This is a genomic window from Lysobacter sp. M2-1, from assembly GCF_022662495.1.
Lineage (GTDB): Bacteria > Pseudomonadota > Gammaproteobacteria > Xanthomonadales > Xanthomonadaceae > JAKPBU01.
Window position 1 is genome coordinate 1119513 of record NZ_JAKPBU010000001.1, and the last position, 17040, is coordinate 1136552.

Genomic DNA, 17040 nt, shown 5'->3' on the forward strand with positions numbered 1-17040 from the left:
AATGCGGATGCAGCCGGCCGATTCAGTCGCCGCTGTCGCCATCGCCGTCGGTATCGATCGCCGGCAGCTTGATCGTCTGGCCCGGATAGATCAGGTCGGGATTCTCGATGGTGTCGCGGTTGGCCTCGTAGATCTGCTTCCAGTATTTCGATTTGCCGTAGAACCGCTTGGAGATGGCGGACAAGTTGTCGCCTTTCTCCACGGTGTAGCTTTGCTGGCCGCCACCGCCGCCGGTATCGGCCACGGTGTCGGAGCCGCCCTGCACGTTGGAAAAATCGGGCTTGCCGCTACCGCCGCCGCCGCTGGTGTCGCGCACGGTGTCGGAGCCGCCCTTCACGTTGGAGAAGTCCGGCTTGTTGCGGGGGGCGCTGCTGCCGGCGAGCGACAGCGACTCGGGATCTTTCGGGTTTGCCATGGGGGACTCCTCGTGCCTCGAAATCGGCACGGAAGCGTCCCATGGCGGATGTTAAGAAAGCATAGGTATGGCGTGAGCTTCGCGGGCGCGATTCATTGCCGCGAGTCGCGCTGCGATGCGGGCGCGGGGACGTCCGGCGTGGCCCGCCACGGATTGATGTCCAATCCGCCGCGACGGGTGTAGCGCGCTTCCACCGACAGCGACCGCGGCGCGCAGCGGGTCAGGAGGTCGCTGAAGATGCGCTCCACGCACTGTTCGTGGAAGTCGGCGTGATCGCGGAAGCTCACCAGGTAGCGCAGCAGCCCTGCGCGATCGATGCATGGACCGCGGTAGGCGATGCGTACGCTGGCCCAGTCCGGCTGTCCGGTCACCGGGCAGTTCGACTTGAGCAGGCCGGACACCAGCACTTCGGTCACCTCCTCGCCCCCGCTGTGCAGCTGAGACGGATCGGGTGGGCCGTAACGATCGATGTCGAGTTCGATCGCGTCGATCGACCGGTCGTCGCCGGAGCCTGTGTCGATGGGTGGCAGGCCGAAGTCGAACCGCACCGGCGCACCGGCCGCGCGCGACAGGTCGGCGACGATGAGGTCGCGCAGCCCCAGCTCGTTGGCCACGCGGTGCGCATTGAACGAGTTGAGATAGAGCTTGAGCGACTTGGATTCGATCAGGCTGGGCGAATCGAACGGCACGGTGAACGTCGCGGTCGCCACCCGTGGCTTGCCGCGCGCATCCAGCCACGACAGCTCGTAGGCATGCCAGCGGTCCACACCGATGAACGGCAGCGAGCCTGCGAGGCCCAGGGCGCTTCGACCGATGCTGCGCGCGATCGGAAACAGCAGGCCAGGGTCGTAGTGGGTCGGGTACGCGACGTCGCGGCCGAGCGGGAGTTCTGCGGCGGTCATGCCGCGATTATCCAGCCTTTCGTGGGGAGGCTTCAGTCGCGCACTGGTGATCGAAAGCCAGGATGCGCAAAGTGCTCGCGGCTGACGCCGCTCCTATAGGGGCAGCATGTCAGCCAGCGGGGGGCGGGTTGGTGCCGTGCAGGTAGTCCAGGCTCACCTGCAGCAGCGCGCGCAGGCCCAGATCCAGCGCCGACTCGTCGAGGAAGAACTCGGGCGAGTGGTTGCTCGGTGCCTTCATCGGATCCTGGCCCTTGGGTGTGGCGCCCACAAAGAAGAACAGCCCCGGCACTTCCTTGGCGTAGAACGAGAAATCCTCCGCGCCCATGGTCAGGCCGGGATCGACGACATTGCCCTGGCCTGCCACCTTCTCCAGGCTCGGCAGCATGCGCGCGGTCAGTGCGGGGTCGTTGACCGTGACCGGATTGCCCTTGGTGTCGGGCACCTTGGCGTCGACCGTGGCCCCGTGCGCGGCCGAGACGTGTTCGGCCACGTTTTTCAGGTCGGCGAACACCGCCTGGCGCATGCCCTCGTCGAAGCTGCGGATGGTGCCGACCAGCTCGACGCTGTCGGGAATGATGTTGTAGCGGATGCCGCCCTTGATCGCGCCGAAGCTCACCACCACCGGCAGCTTGGAGATGTTCTGGCGCCGGCTGACGATGCTTTGCGCGCTGCCGATCAGGTCGGCGGCGGCCACCACTGGATCGATCCCGCCCCAGGGGCGCGAGCCGTGGGTCTGGCGGCCCTTGACCACGATGTTGAAGCGGTCCGACGCGGCCATGGTCGGGCCGCTGTGCACCGCGATCTGACCGGCCTGCACGGTGCTGAACACATGCAGGCCGAACACCGCCTCGGGCTTGAAGTCGCGGAAGATGCCCTCTACGAGCATCTGCTCGGCGCCGCCTTCCTCGCCGTCGGGCGGGCCTTCCTCGGCCGGCTGGAACACGAGCAGCACCTCGCCCGGCAGTTCGTCCTTCATCGCCACCAGCGCCTCGGCCACGCCCATCAGGATGCTGGTATGCGCATCGTGGCCGCAGGCATGCATCACGCCGGTGGTCTCGCCGCGGAACGTGGCGGTGGCCTTGGAAGCGAACGGCACATCGGTGCGCTCGGTCACCGGCAGCGCATCCATGTCCGCGCGCAGCGCGATGCGCGGGCCGGGCTTTCCGCCCTTGAGTATCGCGGTGACGCCGGTGGTGGCGATGCCGGTCTTCGGCTCCAGGCCGAGCTCGCGCAAATGGTCGGCGACGAGCCTGGACGTGCGCACCTCGCGGTTGCCGAGTTCCGGATGCTGGTGGATGTCGCGACGCCAGGCCAGGACTTCGGGCTGCAGCTTCTGCGCGGCGCTGGCGACTTCAGCGCGTTCCTGGGCGAAGACGGGCGTGCTCAGCAGCGCGGCGACGAGGGCGACAACACGGAGACGATGCATGCGGATTCCTTTGGGCGGACCACCGCATCCTAATCGAGGCACGTGCGTTCCCGCGCGCGCAGCGGCTTCAGGGCGTGTTTTCGACCAGCTGCTGCAGCCGCAGCAGCGCATCGTCCCATTGCCCTGCGATGCGTTCGAGCGAGGCGCGCGCCAGTTGCAGCTGCGTGGGTTCGAGCCGCCAGCGGCGTTCGCGCCCGACTTTCACGTCATGCACCAGGCCCGCATTTGCCAGGACCTGCAGATGTTTGGTCACGCCCTGGCGGGTCAGGTCAGTGGCGGCGGTGAGCTGGGCGATCGACAGCGCGCCGCCGGCGCACAGCAGCGCCACCAGCTTTAGCCGGGTGGCATCGCCGAGCGCGGCGAAGACCGGCGCGTGTTCGGCGAGTCCGGACGCCGCGCTCAGTTCAGGTTGAGTTGCCATGACACGCCGTAGCGGTCGTTGCACCAGCCGAAGCGCTGGCTGAAGCCGTAGTTATCCACGGGCATCAGTACCTGGCCGCCGTCGGCCAGCTGCGCGAACACGCGGTCGAGCTCGTCGGCGCCGTCGCAGTCGATGAACAGCGAGAGCGCAGGCGTGAAGCCGAAGGCGTGCCGTACCGGACTGTCGCTGCACAGCAGGCGGTGGCCGGCCAGTTCGAATTCGGCCAGCTTGATCGTGCCTTCGGCGCCGGGTTCGCCCGCGACCCAGCGTTCGAGCCGGTTGATGCGCGCACCCTCGAACAGCGACACGTAGAACCGCATCGCCGTTTCGGAGTCGCCGTTCTGGAACATCAGGAAAGTGGCGGCGCGGCGGGCCATCCTTACGCCTCCTCGTGCAAGTGGGACGCGATGTTGCGCATCTGTTCCTCCCAGCCGCCGCTGTTCATGCGATAGGCCTCGTCGCGGCGATGGGATGGGATGGCATCGAAGCCGGATTCGACTACGGTCAGCAGGGTGCCGCCGGCATCGGTGTCCTGCAGCCTGAACTCGACCAGGGTCGTGGGTTCGGCCGAGTAATCCACGCCGGGCTCCACCGCATAGGGATGCCAGCGAAACGAGAACAGATGCTCGGGCTCCATCTTCTCGACGGTCACCTCCATGGTGAGGTGCTCGTAGCCGGGATAGGCGATCGCGCCGCGTGCTTGGCGGCCGGGCACGAACACCTGGTCGTCCAGATGGGCACGGAACCAGGTTCCGAATTCCGGCGCGTGGGTCAGGGCCTGCCAGACCCGGCTGCGCGGGGCCTTGAGCACGATGCTGCGTTCGATGCGGTCGGTCGCGGTCATGTGCCGCCTCCAGGTTGGGTACCGACAGCCTAGGCGGGACGCCGAAAAATGCAACCATACGGTTGCAGTTAACCGTCGATCTCGCCCGCCCCGGCGGCCTCCACGCGCAGCCAATCGATGAAGGCGACCACCCGCGGCAGCTCGCGCGCCGCATCCGCATAGTGCAGCCGATAGCCATAGCCGGCCGGCAACGCCCGCGAGGGCACCCGCTGCAACCGTCCCTGCGCGATGTCCTCACCCGCCAGCGCCAGTGGCACCAGCGCCAGCCCCAGACCGGCCACGGCGGCCTGCACCAGCAGCCCGCCGTGGCTGTAGCCGCGGGCGAAGTCGTAGCGCCGCACCGGCAGGTGATTGGCCTGCAGCCATGCCAGCCAGCGGGCTGGGCTTTCCTCGTACAGCAGCGGCAGCTGCAGCAGCGTGGCCAACCCGACCGTGCCGCCGTCCGGTGCCCGGGTCCCCGGCAATCCGGGCGCATGGACCAGCACCAACTGTTCGCGCAGCAGCAATTCCGCGGGGTCGTGCGCATCGAGGCGCGCATAGCGGATCGCCAGATCGCAGCGCCCCGGTTCCAGCGGCACCACCGCGTCAGTGGCTTCCAGGCGCAGGTCCAGCGCGGGATGCCGCGCCGAAAACCGGTGCAGACGCGGCACCAGCCACTTCATCGCGAACGAGTGGGTGGTCGACACCCGCAGCACCGCTTCGGCCCCGACTTCCTGCAGCGCCCCGACCCGACCGCGCAGCTCGACGAGCAGGCGCGCGACGGTCGCGGCCAGCTCGCGGCCCTTGTCGGTCAGCTCGATCTGACGCGGATGACGCTGGAACAGGGCGAAGCCCAGCGCCTGCTCGAGTTGTCGCACCTGCTGGCTGACCGCGGCCGCGGTCTTGTGCAGTTCCACCGCAGCCAGCCGGAAGCTGCCCCAGCGGGCCGCGGCATCGAAATCGATCAGGCCGGAGAGCGAACGAAGCGGGGTCGGCATGGCCTGAGCATAAGTAATTCTTAGCCTTATAGCTCGAAATTCTCGTTTGTCGCGCCCTGAAAGCACCCGGATCATGCCACCAGCGCAAACGGAGATTTCTCATGAGCAAGCGGATTCTGGTCATCGGGGGCACCCGATTCTTTGGCCTGCGACTGGTCGAGGGCCTGCTCGAGGCGGGTCATGCGGTCACCCTGGCCACCCGTGGCCGGGCCGCCGATCCGTTCGGCGGTCGCGTCCAGCGGATCCGGATCGACCGGCGCGACCGGAAGGCGATGGCGGCCGCATTCGAGCGCACCGCCTGGGATCTGGTCTACGACCAGATGTGCTACAGCCCGCGCGATGCCGCGATTTCCACTGCCGTGTTCGCCGGCCGGGTGGATCGTTATCTGATGGCCTCGACGATCGAGGTCTACCGCCCGCTGCGCGCCGCCGGGCGCGCTGCCTTCGGCGAGGACGACCTGGACCTGTCGACGGTGGAGATCGGCCTCGATCATCCCTGGGACGACCCGGCGCGGGCCGAGGTCGATTACGACCTGGGCAAACGCCAGGCCGAGGCCTGGTTCCACCGCCATCCGGCGCTGCCCGTGGTTGCGGTACGGATCGGGCATGTGCTGTCCGGGCTGGACGATTTCACCGGCCGCCTGGCCGGCTACGTGGCGCGGGTGCGGCGCGGCGAGGTGCTGCGGCATTCGCAGCCGCCCGGGGCCAGTTCCTTCATCCACGCCCAGGGCATTGCCGATTTCCTGCGCTGGGCGGGCGAAGCCGGATTCACCGGGCCGATCAATGCCGCGGATACGGGAGCGCTGTCTGCGCTGGACCTGCATCGGCGCGTTGGCGCCGTGATCGGCCGGCCGGTGCGTTGCGAACCGGTTCCCGGCGCGCATCCGCCAGCGGCGCTCAGCGCATTCGACTTCGCAACACCCTATGTGCTGGACACCACGCGCGCCCGCGCGCTGGGCTATCGCTTCGCACATACCGGCGATTGGCTGGACGCGCAGATCCGTCTGCATGCAGATGCCGCCAATCAGACGCAGTCCGCGGCATGAGCGGCGCGGCGCAGTTCGCCTCGTTCCTGTTCGCCTCGGCGCTGGTGATCGTGGTGCCCGGACCGGCGACGCTGTTCGTGGCCGGCCGGGCCCATGCCTCGACCCGCGCGGCCGTCGCCGCGGTGGCGGGGATCGTGGCCGGCGACGTGGTGCTGATCGTGCTCTCCGGTCTGGGCGTGGCTGTGTTGGTGGAGCGCTGGCCGAACCTGCTCGATGCGGTCCGGATCGTCGGCGCGCTCTACGTGGCCTGGCTCGGCATCGGCCTGCTGCGCGCGGCCGGCGCGCCCGCCGCCGCCGCGACCGCCGCGCAGCGGGCGCATGCCGGCGACGCGCTGCGCGGCCTGTTGCTGACCCTGTCCAACCCCAAGCCAATCCTGTTCTTCGCTGCGTTCTTTCCGCTGTTCCTCGATCCGGCCGCAGTCCCGGCGATGCAGGGCTATTACCGGCTGGGCGCATGGTTCGAGCTGCTCAACCTGACCTGGTTCGCCCTGCTGGTGCTGGCCGTGCGACGGTTGCGTCACAGCGACGCACTGGCTGGATTACCGCGCGGCCTCGTGCACCGGCTCGCTGGTGGCGGCTTGCTGTTGTGCGCGGCGCTGGTATGGGTTCGCGGCGCCGGCTAGCGTTGCGCTCCCTCGCGGCGATCCGCTCGCCGCCTATGGCCGGTGCTCGCGCGCCAGGTACTCGGCCGACTGCATCTCGATCAGGCGCGAGGCAGTGCGCTCGAAGGCGGCCGCCAGCTTCGACCCCGCATACAGCTGCATAGGCGCGGCTTCGGCGGTGCACACCAGGTTGACGTGGCGGTCGTACAGCTCGTCGACCAGGGTGACGAAGCGGCGGGTGGCGTCGTTGCGGGTGTCGTCCAGCACCGGAATGCCACCAAGCAGCACGGTATGGAACTCCTGCGCGATCTCGATGTAGTCGCTGGCCGAGCGCGGGCCTTCGCACAGCGCCTGGAAATCGAACCAGGTCAAGCCGCGGCTGCGCGCCCGCACCGGGATGCGCCGACCCTCGATCAGGATGCCGGCGTCGCGATGCTCCGCCCCGGTGAGGCTGTCGCCGCCGAGATCGTGCCAGCGCTGCTCCAGCCAGGCCTCCGACTGCGGATCCAGCGGCGCGCGGTACACCGGCGAGCGGGTCAGCGCGCGCAGGCGGTAGTCGGTATCGCTGATGAGTTCGAGCACCCGACAATGGCGTTCGATCAGGGCGATCGCCGGCTCGAAGCGGGCGCGCTGCAGGCCGTCCCGGTACAACTCGCGCGGCGGCGTGTTGGAGGTCGTCACCAGCACCACGCCCTGCTCGAACAGCTTGTCCAGCAATCGCCCCAGCAGCATCGCATCGCCGATGTCGCTGACGAAGAATTCGTCCAGCACCAGGACGCGCAGGCGCTGGCGCCATTCCTTGGCGATGCGCGCCAGCGGATCGCGCTCGCCCGCATGCGCGCGCAGGCGCTCGTGCACCTCGCGCATGAAACGGTGGAAATGGGTGCGCTGTTTCTCCGCCATCGTCAGGCTGGCGTAGAACAGGTCGACCAGGAAGGTCTTGCCGCGGCCCACACCGCCCCAGAGATACAGCCCCTGGATCGCATCGTCATCCGACGCCGATCCGAACAGGCGCCCGAACAGGCCGCCACGCATCGGCCCGCCCTGGAGCGCGGCATGGATGCGGTCGAGGTCGGCGAGCGCCAGGTGCTGCGCGGGGTCGTCCTGCCAGTCGCCGCGGGCTACGCCGGCGGCGTACGCGGCCGAAGGGCTTTGGACGGGCGCGCGTGCAGGCGCCGGTTCAGTCGCCATGCGCACCCGTTTTCAGGATCGGCATTCCCCGGCTCTGCACCGGGTGCAGCGATGGGCGATACACAGCCCGCGTCATGCGCCGTTTCGCGATGGCAGGGGCAGGTAGGGCTTGACCCCGTGCTTGATCGCGCCGCGCAGGTCCATCAGCTTGCGATGGAAGAAATGCGATGTGTCGGGCATGCGCACCAGCTGGGCATCCGATTTCAGCGCTGCCAGCCAGGCGTAGACGGCTTCCGGATCCACGATCTCGTCGGCCTCGCCCTGGATCACCAGCCAGGGCATGGTCGGCACCGCGATCCCGTCGAAGTCCCAGCGTCCCGCGGGCGGGGCAATCGAGATCAGCAGGTCGGGCCGCAGCTCCGCGGCCGCGAGCAGCGAGATGTAGGCGCCGAAGCTGAAACCGGCCAGCCACAGCGCATCGTCCGGGCGCCGGCTGCGCACCCATGCGGCCACGGCCTTGAGATCCTCCACCTCGCCCGCGCCTTCATCGAAGCGGCCTTCGGAGGCGCCGGTGCCGCGGAAGTTGAACCGCACCGTGGTCGCGCCGAGCTCGCGCAGCGAGCGCGCGACCATGGTCACGACCTTGTTGTGCATCGTGCCGCCCTCGGTCGGCAGCGGATGGCAGACGATCGCCACCAGCGGCAGGGTGGCGACGTCGGGCTCGGGCAGGTCGACCGCAGCCTCCAGCGCGCCGGCGGGGCCGGCGAGCGTGATGGCGCTCGACGAGTCGGGAAAGACGGGGAGGGACATGCGCGCCGGATCATACCCGGCGTGGTGACGAAGTCGTTCGCGATCCAGCCGCGGCGCGCCGGGAGCGCGGTCGCGGACGTGTGCGACATCGCATCGTGCGGCGATCAGGGGTCCCGGCTGCGGGGCGGCGGAGATGCCGGCCGCAAGCGACAACGCCGCCCGGAGGCGGCGTTGCGGAGCCAATGCGGTCGAAAACCGGACTACTTCAGGTTCTCGAGCATCCAGTCGACCGTGGCGATCACCTGCTCGTCGGTCAGCGCCGGATTACCGCCCTTGGGCGGCATCACGCCTGCGCTGCCGGTGTAACCCTCGATGGCGTGCTTGTGCAGCGTGTCCTTGCCCTGGGCGATGCGGCTGGCCCACTGTGCCGCCGCCATGGTCGGCGCACCGCCGGCCCCCGAGGTATGGCAGCCGGTGCACAGGTTGCCGAAGATGACCGAACCGTCGGTGGTGCCGCCGTAGGCCACCTGGGCGGCTGCCTTGGCGGCGGACGCGGCCACCGCGGCCGCCTGCTGCGCCGCACCGGTGGCACCGGCATAGACCGCGCCGACCGGCGCGATCCGCTCCTGCTGGCGCTTGGCCGCCGCCGCCGACACTTCCTGCGGCAGCACGCCTTGCAGCTGGTGCGCTAGCAGGATCAGGCCCAGCGTCACCGCCGACAGGAAGGCGATGACCAGCGAGAATTTCTTCAGGAAGTCCAGGTCGTAGTTCCGCACGATCCACCTTGGACGGCCGTGGGGCCGCTTTCATTGAGGTTTGGCCACGAAGACCGTTGGCGCGCCCGGAGGGATTCGAACCCCCGACCAATGGCTTCGGAAGCCACTACTCTATCCGGCTGAGCTACGGGCGCGGACCGCGCATTCTAGCGAAAACCGCGCGCCCGGCGTGGGCCGGTGCGCGGAGCTCGGCGAATGTTGCCCGACGCAATCACGGCGTGGGCTGCAGCAGTTCGACCTCCGCAAGCGCCATCGACCCTGATTCCAGCGGACGCAGGCGGTACTCGCGCCAGCTGCCGGGCTGCGCGATCCGGAACGGGCGCAGCTGGCGAGGCCAGTGGAAGCGCTCGTTCTGGCGGCGATCCAGTTCGGTCCACGCGCCTTCGCCGCTGCGCGCTTCCAGTACCCAGCTCGCCGACGGCAGCGCGGTCTCGCCCGAAGTCAGGGAGTAGTAGATGGGCCGCGCCTCGGCCCCGGGCTTGAGCCGAACCGATGCGTCCGGCCCTGCCAGCACGGACGTGGTCATCGCATCGTCGTCCACCAGCGCCGGCATCGCCTTGCCGCCGGCGTCCACCGCCGATGCCGTGCGGGCGAGCGTGTCGACCAGGCCGGACGGAGCTTGGCCGTCTGCGGTCAGCGAACCGGGCAGGTCAGCCGCAGCGCTGCCCCAGTCCGACGGCTGCGGGCCCATCTGGAATTCCAGCGTGCCACCGCCCGCGATTTCCGCATGCGGCAGCCATGCACGCGTCCACTCCCTGCCGTTGACCTTGAGCGACTGCACGTACATGTTCTGCGGACCGTTGTCGCGCGCGATCACGGTCAGTCGCCTGCCGTTGTCCATGGTCACGCTGGCGCGTTCGAACAGCGGCGAGCCGATCGCGTATTCCGGCGCGCCCATGCGCAGCGGGTACAGGCCGAGCATCGCGAACAGGTACCAGGCCGACATCTCGCCGTTGTCTTCGTCGCCCGGATAGCCCTGGCCGATCTCGCTGCCCAGGTACAGCCGCTGCAGGATCTCGCGGGTGAGCGCCTGGGTCTTCCACGGCTGCCCGGCGTCGACATAGAGCCAGGGGATGTGGTGCGAAGGCTGGTTGCTGTGCGCATACATGCCCATGCGCACGTCGCGCGCCTCGGTCATCTCATGGATCACCTGCCCGTAGCTGCCGGCATAGGCGGGCAGGGCGGTTTCCGGCGTGGCGAAGAACGCGTCGAGCTTGCGCGCCAGGCCGTCGCGGCCGCCGTACAGCGACGCCAGCCCGGCGCCGTCGTGGGCGGCGGTGAAGGCGAACGTCCAGGCGTTGGCTTCGGTGTAGTCGCCGCCCCACACGCGCGGGTCGAACTTCGCGGCTGGCCCGCTCCACGCCCCGTCGGGATTGCGGCCCCGGAAGAAGCCGGTGGCCGGGTCGAACATGACCGCGTAGCCGGCGGCGCGGGCGCGGAAGTAGCCGGCTTCGTCGCGGTAACGCTGTGCCTGCGCCGGATCCTGGCTTTCGGCCGCCAGCGCCTCGCCCAGCTGCGCCAGGCCGAAGTCGTTGAGCGCGCCCTCCAGCGTCCACGACAGGCCTTCGTGCACGTCGGTGTCGGCATAGCCGCGATACATCGAACGCGCCAGGCCCTTGCGGCCGACGTTGTCGACCGGCGGCACCGCGGTCGCGTTGCGCAGCGCCGCGGTGTAGGCCTGGTGCGGATCGAAACCGCGCACGCCCTTGAGCCAGGCATCGGCGAAGGCCACGTCCGAACTGGTGCCCACCATCAGGTCGGCATAGCCTGGCGAGGACCAGCGCGCGACCCAGCCGCCGTCGCGGTACTGCTGCACGAAGCCATCCACCATTTCGCCGGCACGCTCGGGCACGAACAGCGCGTATGCCGGCCAGGTGGTGCGGAAGGTGTCCCAGAAACCGTTGTTGACGTAGACCTTGCCGGGCTTCACCTGCGCCGAGGTGCGCTGCGCATCGCCGCCGGCGGCCTCCTTCGACCAGCTGTTCTGGTCGGCGTGGCGCCAGTCGGGCTGCTCCGACGTGCCGACGTTCTCGTGCGCGATGTTCGGATACAGGAACAGGCGATAGAGGTTGGAATAGACGGTGGTGAGCTGGTCCTCGCTGGCACTGTCGATCCGCACCCGTCCGAGCAGCGTGTCCCAGGCGGCCTGCGCGCGTTCGCGCACGGCGTCGAAGCCGGTATCGCCGACCTCCATCTCCAGGTTGCGCCGCGCCTGTTCCACCGAGATCAGCGAGGTGGCGATGCGCATGCGCACCTCGCCATCGGCGCCGGGCTTGAACTTGACGTAGCCGGTGGGCCGGCCAGTGTCGATCGCGCCGCTCGCGGCCCAGGGCTGGTCGAAACGCGCGTACACGAACATCCGGGTCGCGCCGTTGGACAGGCCGCTGCGGGTGTCGCTATAGCCGGACAGGGTCTGGGTCGTCGCGTCCAGGGTCAGGCCGCCGCGTTCGTCCACGTTGTCGAACAGCAGGTTGGCTTCGGCGTCCGCGGGGAAACGGAAGCGGAAGATCGCCGCCCGTTCGCTGGGCGCGATCTCGGCGCGGATACCGTTGTCGAAATCGACGCGATAGGTATGCGGGCGCGCCAACTCGTTGGCGTGCGAGAACGCCAGCGCCCTGCGTTCCCGGTCGGCATCGGGGACGCCGCGCATCGCCGAGGGCATCACCTGGAACGTCTGGCGGTCGCCCATCCATGGGCTGGGCTGGTGGCTGATCGCCAGCGCCTGCAGCCGCGGCCGGTTGTCGGGGCCGTTGTGCTCGTTCCAGCGGTACAGCCAGTTCAGCACGCCCGCATCGGTGACCGGCACCCAGAAGTTGAAGCCATGCGGCATCGCCGTGGCGGCGATGTTGTTGCCGCGCGAGAACGTGCCGTTGGCCTGGGTGCCGCGTGTGGTCAGCACGTAATCGGAGGGGCGCTGCGCCTGCGCGCGCGGCTGCGCGGCGATGGCGATGTCGTCGATCCAGCCGGACGCCGGTTGCGCCCCCACCGGCGCCACTTCCAGTTCGACCGCGCGGACCCGCCGGCCGCGCAGGGCGGCGATGTCGCCCAGGCGCACCGATTTGCGCGCCCATTGCTGCGGGTACAGGGTCTTCGACGCCGCCTGCGCCGCGGCACCGAGCCGCACGCCGTGCTGGTCGTGCGCCTCCAGCTGCGACAGGCGCTGGCCATCGTCGAACAGCAGGTCGAGCGAGACCCCGGTGGATGCGGCGACGTCGCCTTCGACGATCTCGGGCAGCACCAGCCACGACAGCGTGGTGTCGGCCTGGACCGGAATGTCCACTTCGAACAGTCGCTGCCGGCCGCCGGTGCGCTCCGTGCGATACCGCAGCGCGTGCAGGCCGCTGTAGCCCACGCCTTTCTTCGCCGCGTACGGCGCCGCGGGGCCGTTGCCGGTCTCCACCTGCACGCCGCCGCTGGCGCCAATGGCAGCAGGGCGTGGGTCGCCGCCTTCGAACGAGGTCGTGAAGTCGGCTTCGCCGGCATGCGCTGCGCCTGCCGCCGCCGCGCATAGCACCAGCAGCGCGATCGGGCGCCGATACAGGAACTCAGACATGGGAGCGCAGCACCGCCAGCACGTCGTGGCAGGCGCCCATGGTGTGGTAGTCGGTCTTGCCGGCCGGGCTCTTCTCGTCGCTGTACTTGCGGTTCTGGCGGTCGAGGAGGCGATACCAGGCGCCGTATCGGTGATCGATCATGTGTTTCCAGGCGTACTCCCACAGACGTGCATACCACTGCCAGTAGCTGTCGTCGCCGGTGGCCTTGGCCAGGCGCGCAGCGGTGGCGATGGACTCGGCCTGCACCCAGAAGTATTTGTCCTCGTCGCAGACGAAGGTCTCGCCGTCGGCGAGCGTGCGCCCTTCCACGCCGGGCGCGCGCAGGCGTTCGGGCGCGAAGCCGTAGACCATGCCGCCGAACTCTTCGTCCCAGGACTTGGCCAGGGCTTCGTCGAACAGGGCACGCGCTTTGGGCACCAGCCAGTCCCGCGGTTCGCCAGCCGCGCGCAGATGGCCGTCGAGGATCAGCAGCAGCTTGGCCCATTCGGTCTGGTGGCCGGGCTGGTAGCCCCAGGGCTTGAACAGGTGCCGCGGATCGTCGCGATGGAAATCCCAGTCCACGTTCCAGTCGCGGTCGTAGTGCTCCCAGACCAGGCCGTCGGCGAGGTCGGCCTGGCGCCGGGTCATGTGGTCGGCCAGCAGCAGCGCGCGGTCCAGGTAGCGGCGCTCGCCGCTGGCCTCGTACGCGGCGAGCATCGCCTCGCACATGTGCATGTTGGCGTTCTGGCCGCGATAGTCTGAGAACACCCAGTCGCGCGTGGCTTCGTCGCGGTACAGGCCGTGCGGCGGTTCCCAGTAGCGTGCTTCCAGCAGGTCCCAGACTTCACCCATCCACGCGCGCGCCTGCTGGATGCCTGCCTTCAGTCCGGTGGAATAGGCCAACAGCACGAAGGCGGCGCCATAGCATTGCTGGCTGGTGTCTTCCGGTACGCCGTCGCGGATCGTCCACACATAGCCGCCGCTGACCGGGTCGTAATGCTTCTCGCGCAGATAGGCCAGGCCGTGGCGGGCCGCTTGCAGGTACTCGTTGCGCAGCGCGGGGTCGTCGGCGAACTCGCTGGCTGCCATCGCATAGTTGAAGACGAAGCGCGTGCTGCTGACCAGGTGCCGGTGGCTGGCGTCGTAGACCGTGCCGTCGTCCTTGAAGTAGTGGAAGAACCCGCCGGCCGGATCGATGCAGCGCGGATGATAGAAGGCCATGGTCCGGCGGATGTGCGCGCGCAGGGTCTCGGGGTTGCGGAAATCGGGGAGGGCGGGGGTATCGGTCATCGGTGCAGCACCTGTGGGCGGAGTTGGACCGTAGGAGCGGCGTGAGCCGCGAGTTCTTTTGCTAAACCGCTTGGGTTCAAAGGCTCGCGGCGCACGCCGCTCCTACAGGGGTTCATTGGTCGCGGGACAGCGTGTCGGCGAGTGAGCGCACGCGCAGCGCCTTGCGCAGGTCGGCAAGCGAAGCGCTCGCGTCGACGCGCAGCGACACGGTTTCGCCCGGCACCAGGCTCAGGGCGTTGTCCTGCAGGGCCGCGTCGAGCTCGCCGAAGTCGATCCACACCGCGCGCGCGAACGCCTTCGCCGACAGATCGAGGCGGTAATGGTCGTCCCCCGCCTGCGCGGGGGCAGGCTCGCGGCGCAACGCGGTTTGCAGCTGCGGATCCGGCCAGGCGATGTCCTTGGCGGCGGCGAAATAGACGACATCGCGCGAGGCCGGTTCGCCCGCAACGGTCAGGTCGAACACGGCTACGGTGCGCCTGGGATCGGCATCGCCGAGCAGCTCGGCATCGCCCTGCTGCAGCACGGCGGTGGCGGTGAGCGCCGGCAGGTCGACCGGCGTGCGGCGTTCGCGCAGCAGCCTGCCGTCGAGGTCGAAGATCCGCATGCGCAGTTCGCCGCGGGTGGCCTGGGTGCGGTCGGAGAGCAGCGATACCGTCGTCTTCCCGTCCTTGCGCAGCGCGGCCACCGCCACCGGTGCGAAGAAGCGCCGTGCATGGAACTGCAGCGCCTTGGGCCGCCCGTACCAGTCGATGCCCGACCACGACGCGCCGGGCCAGACATCGTTGAGCTGCCAGTACAGCGAACCCATCGTCACCGGCCGGCTGGCGCGGTGGTGCAGCGCGGCCAGCTCGATGCCTTCGGCCTGCATCACCTGGCTCAGGTAGACGAAGTCGTCGAAGTCGCGCGCTTCCTGCAATGACCGGTCGCCGTACTGCATGCGGATGTAATCGAGGATCCGTTCGTTGCCCTTGCCGGCCAGGAACTTCTGGTGCGCGACTACCACCGCGCTGTCCACCGCCAGCGGCGCATCGCCCGCGTAGTCGCGGACCGTGCGCAGCGACGGCCAGGCCTGCAGGCCGAACTCGGACATGAAGCGCGGGGTTACGTTGATGTATTCCTCGACCGGCTGCTTCTCTACCCACACGCTCCAGTAGTGCATGTCGCCGGCTTCGGGCGTGTTGGCCTGCTCGGCCAGGTCGTTGCTGGGCGAACTGGCCCAGTACGCGATGCCGCCGGCTTCCTGCGCCACCACCTTGCGCAGGTCGCGACCGAACAGCTGCACGTAGCCGTCCCACACGCGCCTGGCGAAGTCCGGGTCGGCTTCGATCAACTGCTTGCCCTGGCCCCAATTCTTCCAGGCGATCTCTTCCTCGTTGTTGCCGCACCACAGCACGATGCTCGGATGGTCGCGCAGGCGCCGAACCTGGTCGCGCGCTTCGGCCACCACGCTGGCGCGGAACGCCGGCTCGTAGGCCGGCTGCATACCGCCGCCGAACATGAAGTCCTGCCAGATCATCAGCCCGAGTTCGTCGGCGATGGCGTAGAACGCGTCGCGTTCGTAGTGGCCGCCGCCCCAGACGCGCAGCATGTTCATGTTGGCGTCGCGCGCGGCGGTCAGGATCCGGCGGATCTGCGCGTCGCTGGTGCGCGCGGGGAACATGTCGAACGGGATCGAGTTCGCGCCCTTGGCGAACACCGGCACGCCGTTGATCACGAAGCCGAAGCCTTGCCCGTTCGCATCCTGGTCGCGCCGCAGTTCGACGCTGCGCAAGCCGGTGCGTTCGCTGGCCTGGGCCAGGATCTCACCGTCGCCCACGATCTGCGCATCGAAGCGATAGAGCGGCTGCGCGCCATAGCCGGCCGGATACCAGCGCCGCGGATTGGCGATGCGCAGCGCCGCTTCCAGCGTGCGCTGCCCAGGCTTGGCATCGAAGGCCTGCTCGGCCGCCTGCGTACGTGTGCCATCGGGCGCGATCTGCCACAGGCGCAGGGCATAGCGGCCGGCGCGGGCGACATCGATCGCGATCCGGGCCTGCACGTTGGCGAGTTTCGCGGTCACGCTGTCCTGGCGCAGCTGCATGTCGTCGATCCGCACCGCGTCCCAGCTCTCCAGCCGGACCGGTTTCCAGATGCCGGCGGTGACGTAGCGCGGACCCCAGTCCCAGCCGTAGTGATAACCGGGCTTGCGCACGAAGTTGCCGGTCATCGCGTGCTTCGGCTCGTCGCCCCAGGGGGAAGGGTAGTTGCCGGCGATCTTGTGCGGCATCGCCAGTACCTGCGGCAGCACCCGCCGGATCGGCGAATGCAGCACCACCCGCAGTTCGTTGCCCTGCGCTTTCAACCGGCCCTGCACCGGTACGCGCCAGGTGCGGTGGAAATTGTCGGCTTCGAGCAGTTTCTCGCCGTTGAGGTACACGCCGGCGAAGGTATCCAGGCCCTCGAACACCAGATCGCTACGCGCGTCGTCAAGCCTCTCGGACGTGACATCGAACGTGCGCCGGTATTCCCAGTCGGCCAGGCCGATCCACTGCAGGCCGCCTTCGGCCATGCCCGTGTACGGATCCGGGATCGCGCCTAGCGCCAGCAGGTCGGTATGCACTGTGCCGGGCACACTCGCCGCGCGCCACGCGCGCGCGCGTGGATCCTTGCCGTGCTGGTCGCTGGAATCGGCCTGGCGGAACTGCCAGCCGCCATCGAGCTCGAGGCCGACGGACGCCTGGGCGGCTGCCGGCAGCGCTACCGCGGCAAGCATCAGGCCGGCGAGCGTAAGCAGCGGCCGTCTGCGGCGGATAGAAGAAGCCATGCCGGTCATCGTGGACTGTCGTTGGAAGAGATCGCGATTGTGGTGGGCTTGCGGGAATGCGGGGATAGGGGCCTTGGTCACGGGCCGCGTGGCGAGCACGGCGCGCGGAGCAGACGGAATGTGG

Annotated in this window: 15 protein-coding genes and 1 tRNA gene; 2 read left to right on the plus strand and 14 right to left on the minus strand. The window is 69.0% G+C overall.

The genetic code is table 11. The features are described 5' to 3' along the window. Nucleotides 1–22: 22 nt before the first annotated feature. The 7 genes from MC375_RS04905 to MC375_RS04935 all read right to left on the minus strand — a co-directional run bounded on the left by MC375_RS04905 (nt 23) and on the right by MC375_RS04935 (nt 4985). Nucleotides 23–415, minus strand: coding sequence for a LysM peptidoglycan-binding domain-containing protein (locus MC375_RS04905; RefSeq protein WP_242102180.1), 393 nt, complete (start codon nt 413–415; stop codon nt 23–25). Nucleotides 416–507: 92 nt separating this feature from the next. Then, nucleotides 508–1317 (minus strand): NADPH-dependent 7-cyano-7-deazaguanine reductase QueF, encoded by an 810-nt coding sequence (gene queF / locus MC375_RS04910; RefSeq protein WP_242102181.1) that lies wholly within the window; start codon nt 1315–1317, stop codon nt 508–510. Nucleotides 1318–1426: 109 nt separating this feature from the next. Further along, nucleotides 1427–2743 (minus strand): amidohydrolase, encoded by a 1317-nt coding sequence (locus MC375_RS04915; protein ID WP_242102182.1) that lies wholly within the window; start codon nt 2741–2743, stop codon nt 1427–1429. 67 nt (nt 2744–2810) lie between these two features. Further along, nucleotides 2811–3164 (minus strand): metalloregulator ArsR/SmtB family transcription factor, encoded by a 354-nt coding sequence (locus tag MC375_RS04920; RefSeq protein ID WP_242102183.1) that lies wholly within the window; start codon nt 3162–3164, stop codon nt 2811–2813. Then, nucleotides 3143–3541: a VOC family protein gene (locus MC375_RS04925; RefSeq protein ID WP_242102184.1), complete on the minus strand. Its 399-nt coding sequence runs from the start codon at nt 3539–3541 to the stop codon at nt 3143–3145. The genes MC375_RS04920 and MC375_RS04925 overlap by 22 nt, the downstream gene beginning before the upstream one ends. A 2-nt stretch (nt 3542–3543) precedes the next feature. Then, the gene (locus tag MC375_RS04930) at nt 3544–4008 is read right to left on the minus strand and encodes an SRPBCC family protein (RefSeq protein WP_242102185.1); all 465 of its coding nucleotides are present in this window, start codon (nt 4006–4008) and stop codon (nt 3544–3546) included. A 68-nt stretch (nt 4009–4076) separates the two neighbouring features. Continuing rightward, nucleotides 4077–4985 carry a LysR substrate-binding domain-containing protein gene (locus tag MC375_RS04935; protein ID WP_242102186.1) on the minus strand — a complete coding sequence of 303 codons (909 nt, stop codon included), beginning with the start codon at nt 4983–4985 and terminating at the stop codon, nt 4077–4079. 101 nt (nt 4986–5086) lie between these two features. On the opposite strand from MC375_RS04935, the gene MC375_RS04940 reads away from it, so the two are divergent. Both MC375_RS04940 and MC375_RS04945 read left to right on the plus strand, forming a co-directional pair. Then, entirely contained in the window at nt 5087–6031 is a 945-nt protein-coding gene (locus MC375_RS04940; RefSeq protein WP_242102187.1) for an NAD-dependent epimerase/dehydratase family protein, read from the plus strand. After that, nucleotides 6028–6654 carry a LysE family transporter gene (locus MC375_RS04945; protein ID WP_242102188.1) on the plus strand — a complete coding sequence of 209 codons (627 nt, stop codon included), beginning with the start codon at nt 6028–6030 and terminating at the stop codon, nt 6652–6654. Before MC375_RS04940 ends, MC375_RS04945 begins: the two co-directional genes overlap by 4 nt. Before the next feature lie 33 nt (nt 6655–6687). On the opposite strand, the gene zapE is transcribed toward MC375_RS04945, so the two are convergent. From zapE to MC375_RS04980, 7 genes are all read right to left on the minus strand, one after another. Beyond that, on the minus strand, nt 6688–7824 hold the full coding sequence (gene zapE, locus MC375_RS04950) for a cell division protein ZapE (protein WP_242102189.1): 1137 nt from the start codon (nt 7822–7824) through the stop codon (nt 6688–6690). 72 nt (nt 7825–7896) lie between these two features. Beyond that, entirely contained in the window at nt 7897–8574 is a 678-nt protein-coding gene (locus MC375_RS04955; protein ID WP_242102190.1) for an alpha/beta fold hydrolase, read from the minus strand. A 200-nt stretch (nt 8575–8774) separates the two neighbouring features. After that, entirely contained in the window at nt 8775–9290 is a 516-nt protein-coding gene (locus MC375_RS04960; protein ID WP_242102191.1) for a c-type cytochrome, read from the minus strand. Nucleotides 9291–9347: 57 nt separating this feature from the next. Beyond that, nucleotides 9348–9424 (minus strand) — tRNA-Arg (locus MC375_RS04965). A gap of 77 nt (nt 9425–9501) precedes the next feature. After that, entirely contained in the window at nt 9502–12843 is a 3342-nt protein-coding gene (locus tag MC375_RS04970) for a GH92 family glycosyl hydrolase (protein WP_242102192.1), read from the minus strand. Continuing rightward, nucleotides 12836–14113, minus strand: a complete 1278-nt coding sequence (locus MC375_RS04975; protein WP_242102193.1) for an AGE family epimerase/isomerase — start codon at nt 14111–14113, stop codon at nt 12836–12838. Before MC375_RS04975 ends, MC375_RS04970 begins: the two co-directional genes overlap by 8 nt. Nucleotides 14114–14225: 112 nt before the next feature. Further along, nucleotides 14226–16916, minus strand: coding sequence for a glycoside hydrolase family 2 protein (locus tag MC375_RS04980; RefSeq protein WP_242102194.1), 2691 nt, complete (start codon nt 16914–16916; stop codon nt 14226–14228). Nucleotides 16917–17040 lie beyond the last annotated feature (124 nt).

Excerpts from the sequence above, each read along its gene's own strand:
- MC375_RS04905 (WP_242102180.1), bottom strand. The coding sequence starts at position 415 with ATGGCAAACCCGAAAGATCCCGAGTCGCTGTCGCTCGCCGGCAGCAGC.
- queF (WP_242102181.1), bottom strand. The coding sequence starts at position 1,317 with ATGACCGCCGCAGAACTCCCGCTCGGCCGCGACGTCGCGTACCCGACC.
- MC375_RS04915 (WP_242102182.1), bottom strand. The coding sequence starts at position 2,743 with ATGCATCGTCTCCGTGTTGTCGCCCTCGTCGCCGCGCTGCTGAGCACG.
- MC375_RS04920 (WP_242102183.1), bottom strand. The coding sequence starts at position 3,164 with ATGGCAACTCAACCTGAACTGAGCGCGGCGTCCGGACTCGCCGAACAC.
- MC375_RS04925 (WP_242102184.1), bottom strand. The coding sequence starts at position 3,541 with ATGGCCCGCCGCGCCGCCACTTTCCTGATGTTCCAGAACGGCGACTCC.
- MC375_RS04930 (WP_242102185.1), bottom strand. The coding sequence starts at position 4,008 with ATGACCGCGACCGACCGCATCGAACGCAGCATCGTGCTCAAGGCCCCG.
- MC375_RS04935 (WP_242102186.1), bottom strand. The coding sequence starts at position 4,985 with ATGCCGACCCCGCTTCGTTCGCTCTCCGGCCTGATCGATTTCGATGCC.
- MC375_RS04940 (WP_242102187.1), top strand. The coding sequence starts at position 5,087 with ATGAGCAAGCGGATTCTGGTCATCGGGGGCACCCGATTCTTTGGCCTG.
- MC375_RS04945 (WP_242102188.1), top strand. The coding sequence starts at position 6,028 with ATGAGCGGCGCGGCGCAGTTCGCCTCGTTCCTGTTCGCCTCGGCGCTG.
- zapE (WP_242102189.1), bottom strand. The coding sequence starts at position 7,824 with ATGGCGACTGAACCGGCGCCTGCACGCGCGCCCGTCCAAAGCCCTTCG.
- MC375_RS04955 (WP_242102190.1), bottom strand. The coding sequence starts at position 8,574 with ATGTCCCTCCCCGTCTTTCCCGACTCGTCGAGCGCCATCACGCTCGCC.
- MC375_RS04970 (WP_242102192.1), bottom strand. The coding sequence starts at position 12,843 with ATGTCTGAGTTCCTGTATCGGCGCCCGATCGCGCTGCTGGTGCTATGC.
- MC375_RS04975 (WP_242102193.1), bottom strand. The coding sequence starts at position 14,113 with ATGACCGATACCCCCGCCCTCCCCGATTTCCGCAACCCCGAGACCCTG.
- MC375_RS04980 (WP_242102194.1), bottom strand. The coding sequence starts at position 16,916 with ATGGCTTCTTCTATCCGCCGCAGACGGCCGCTGCTTACGCTCGCCGGC.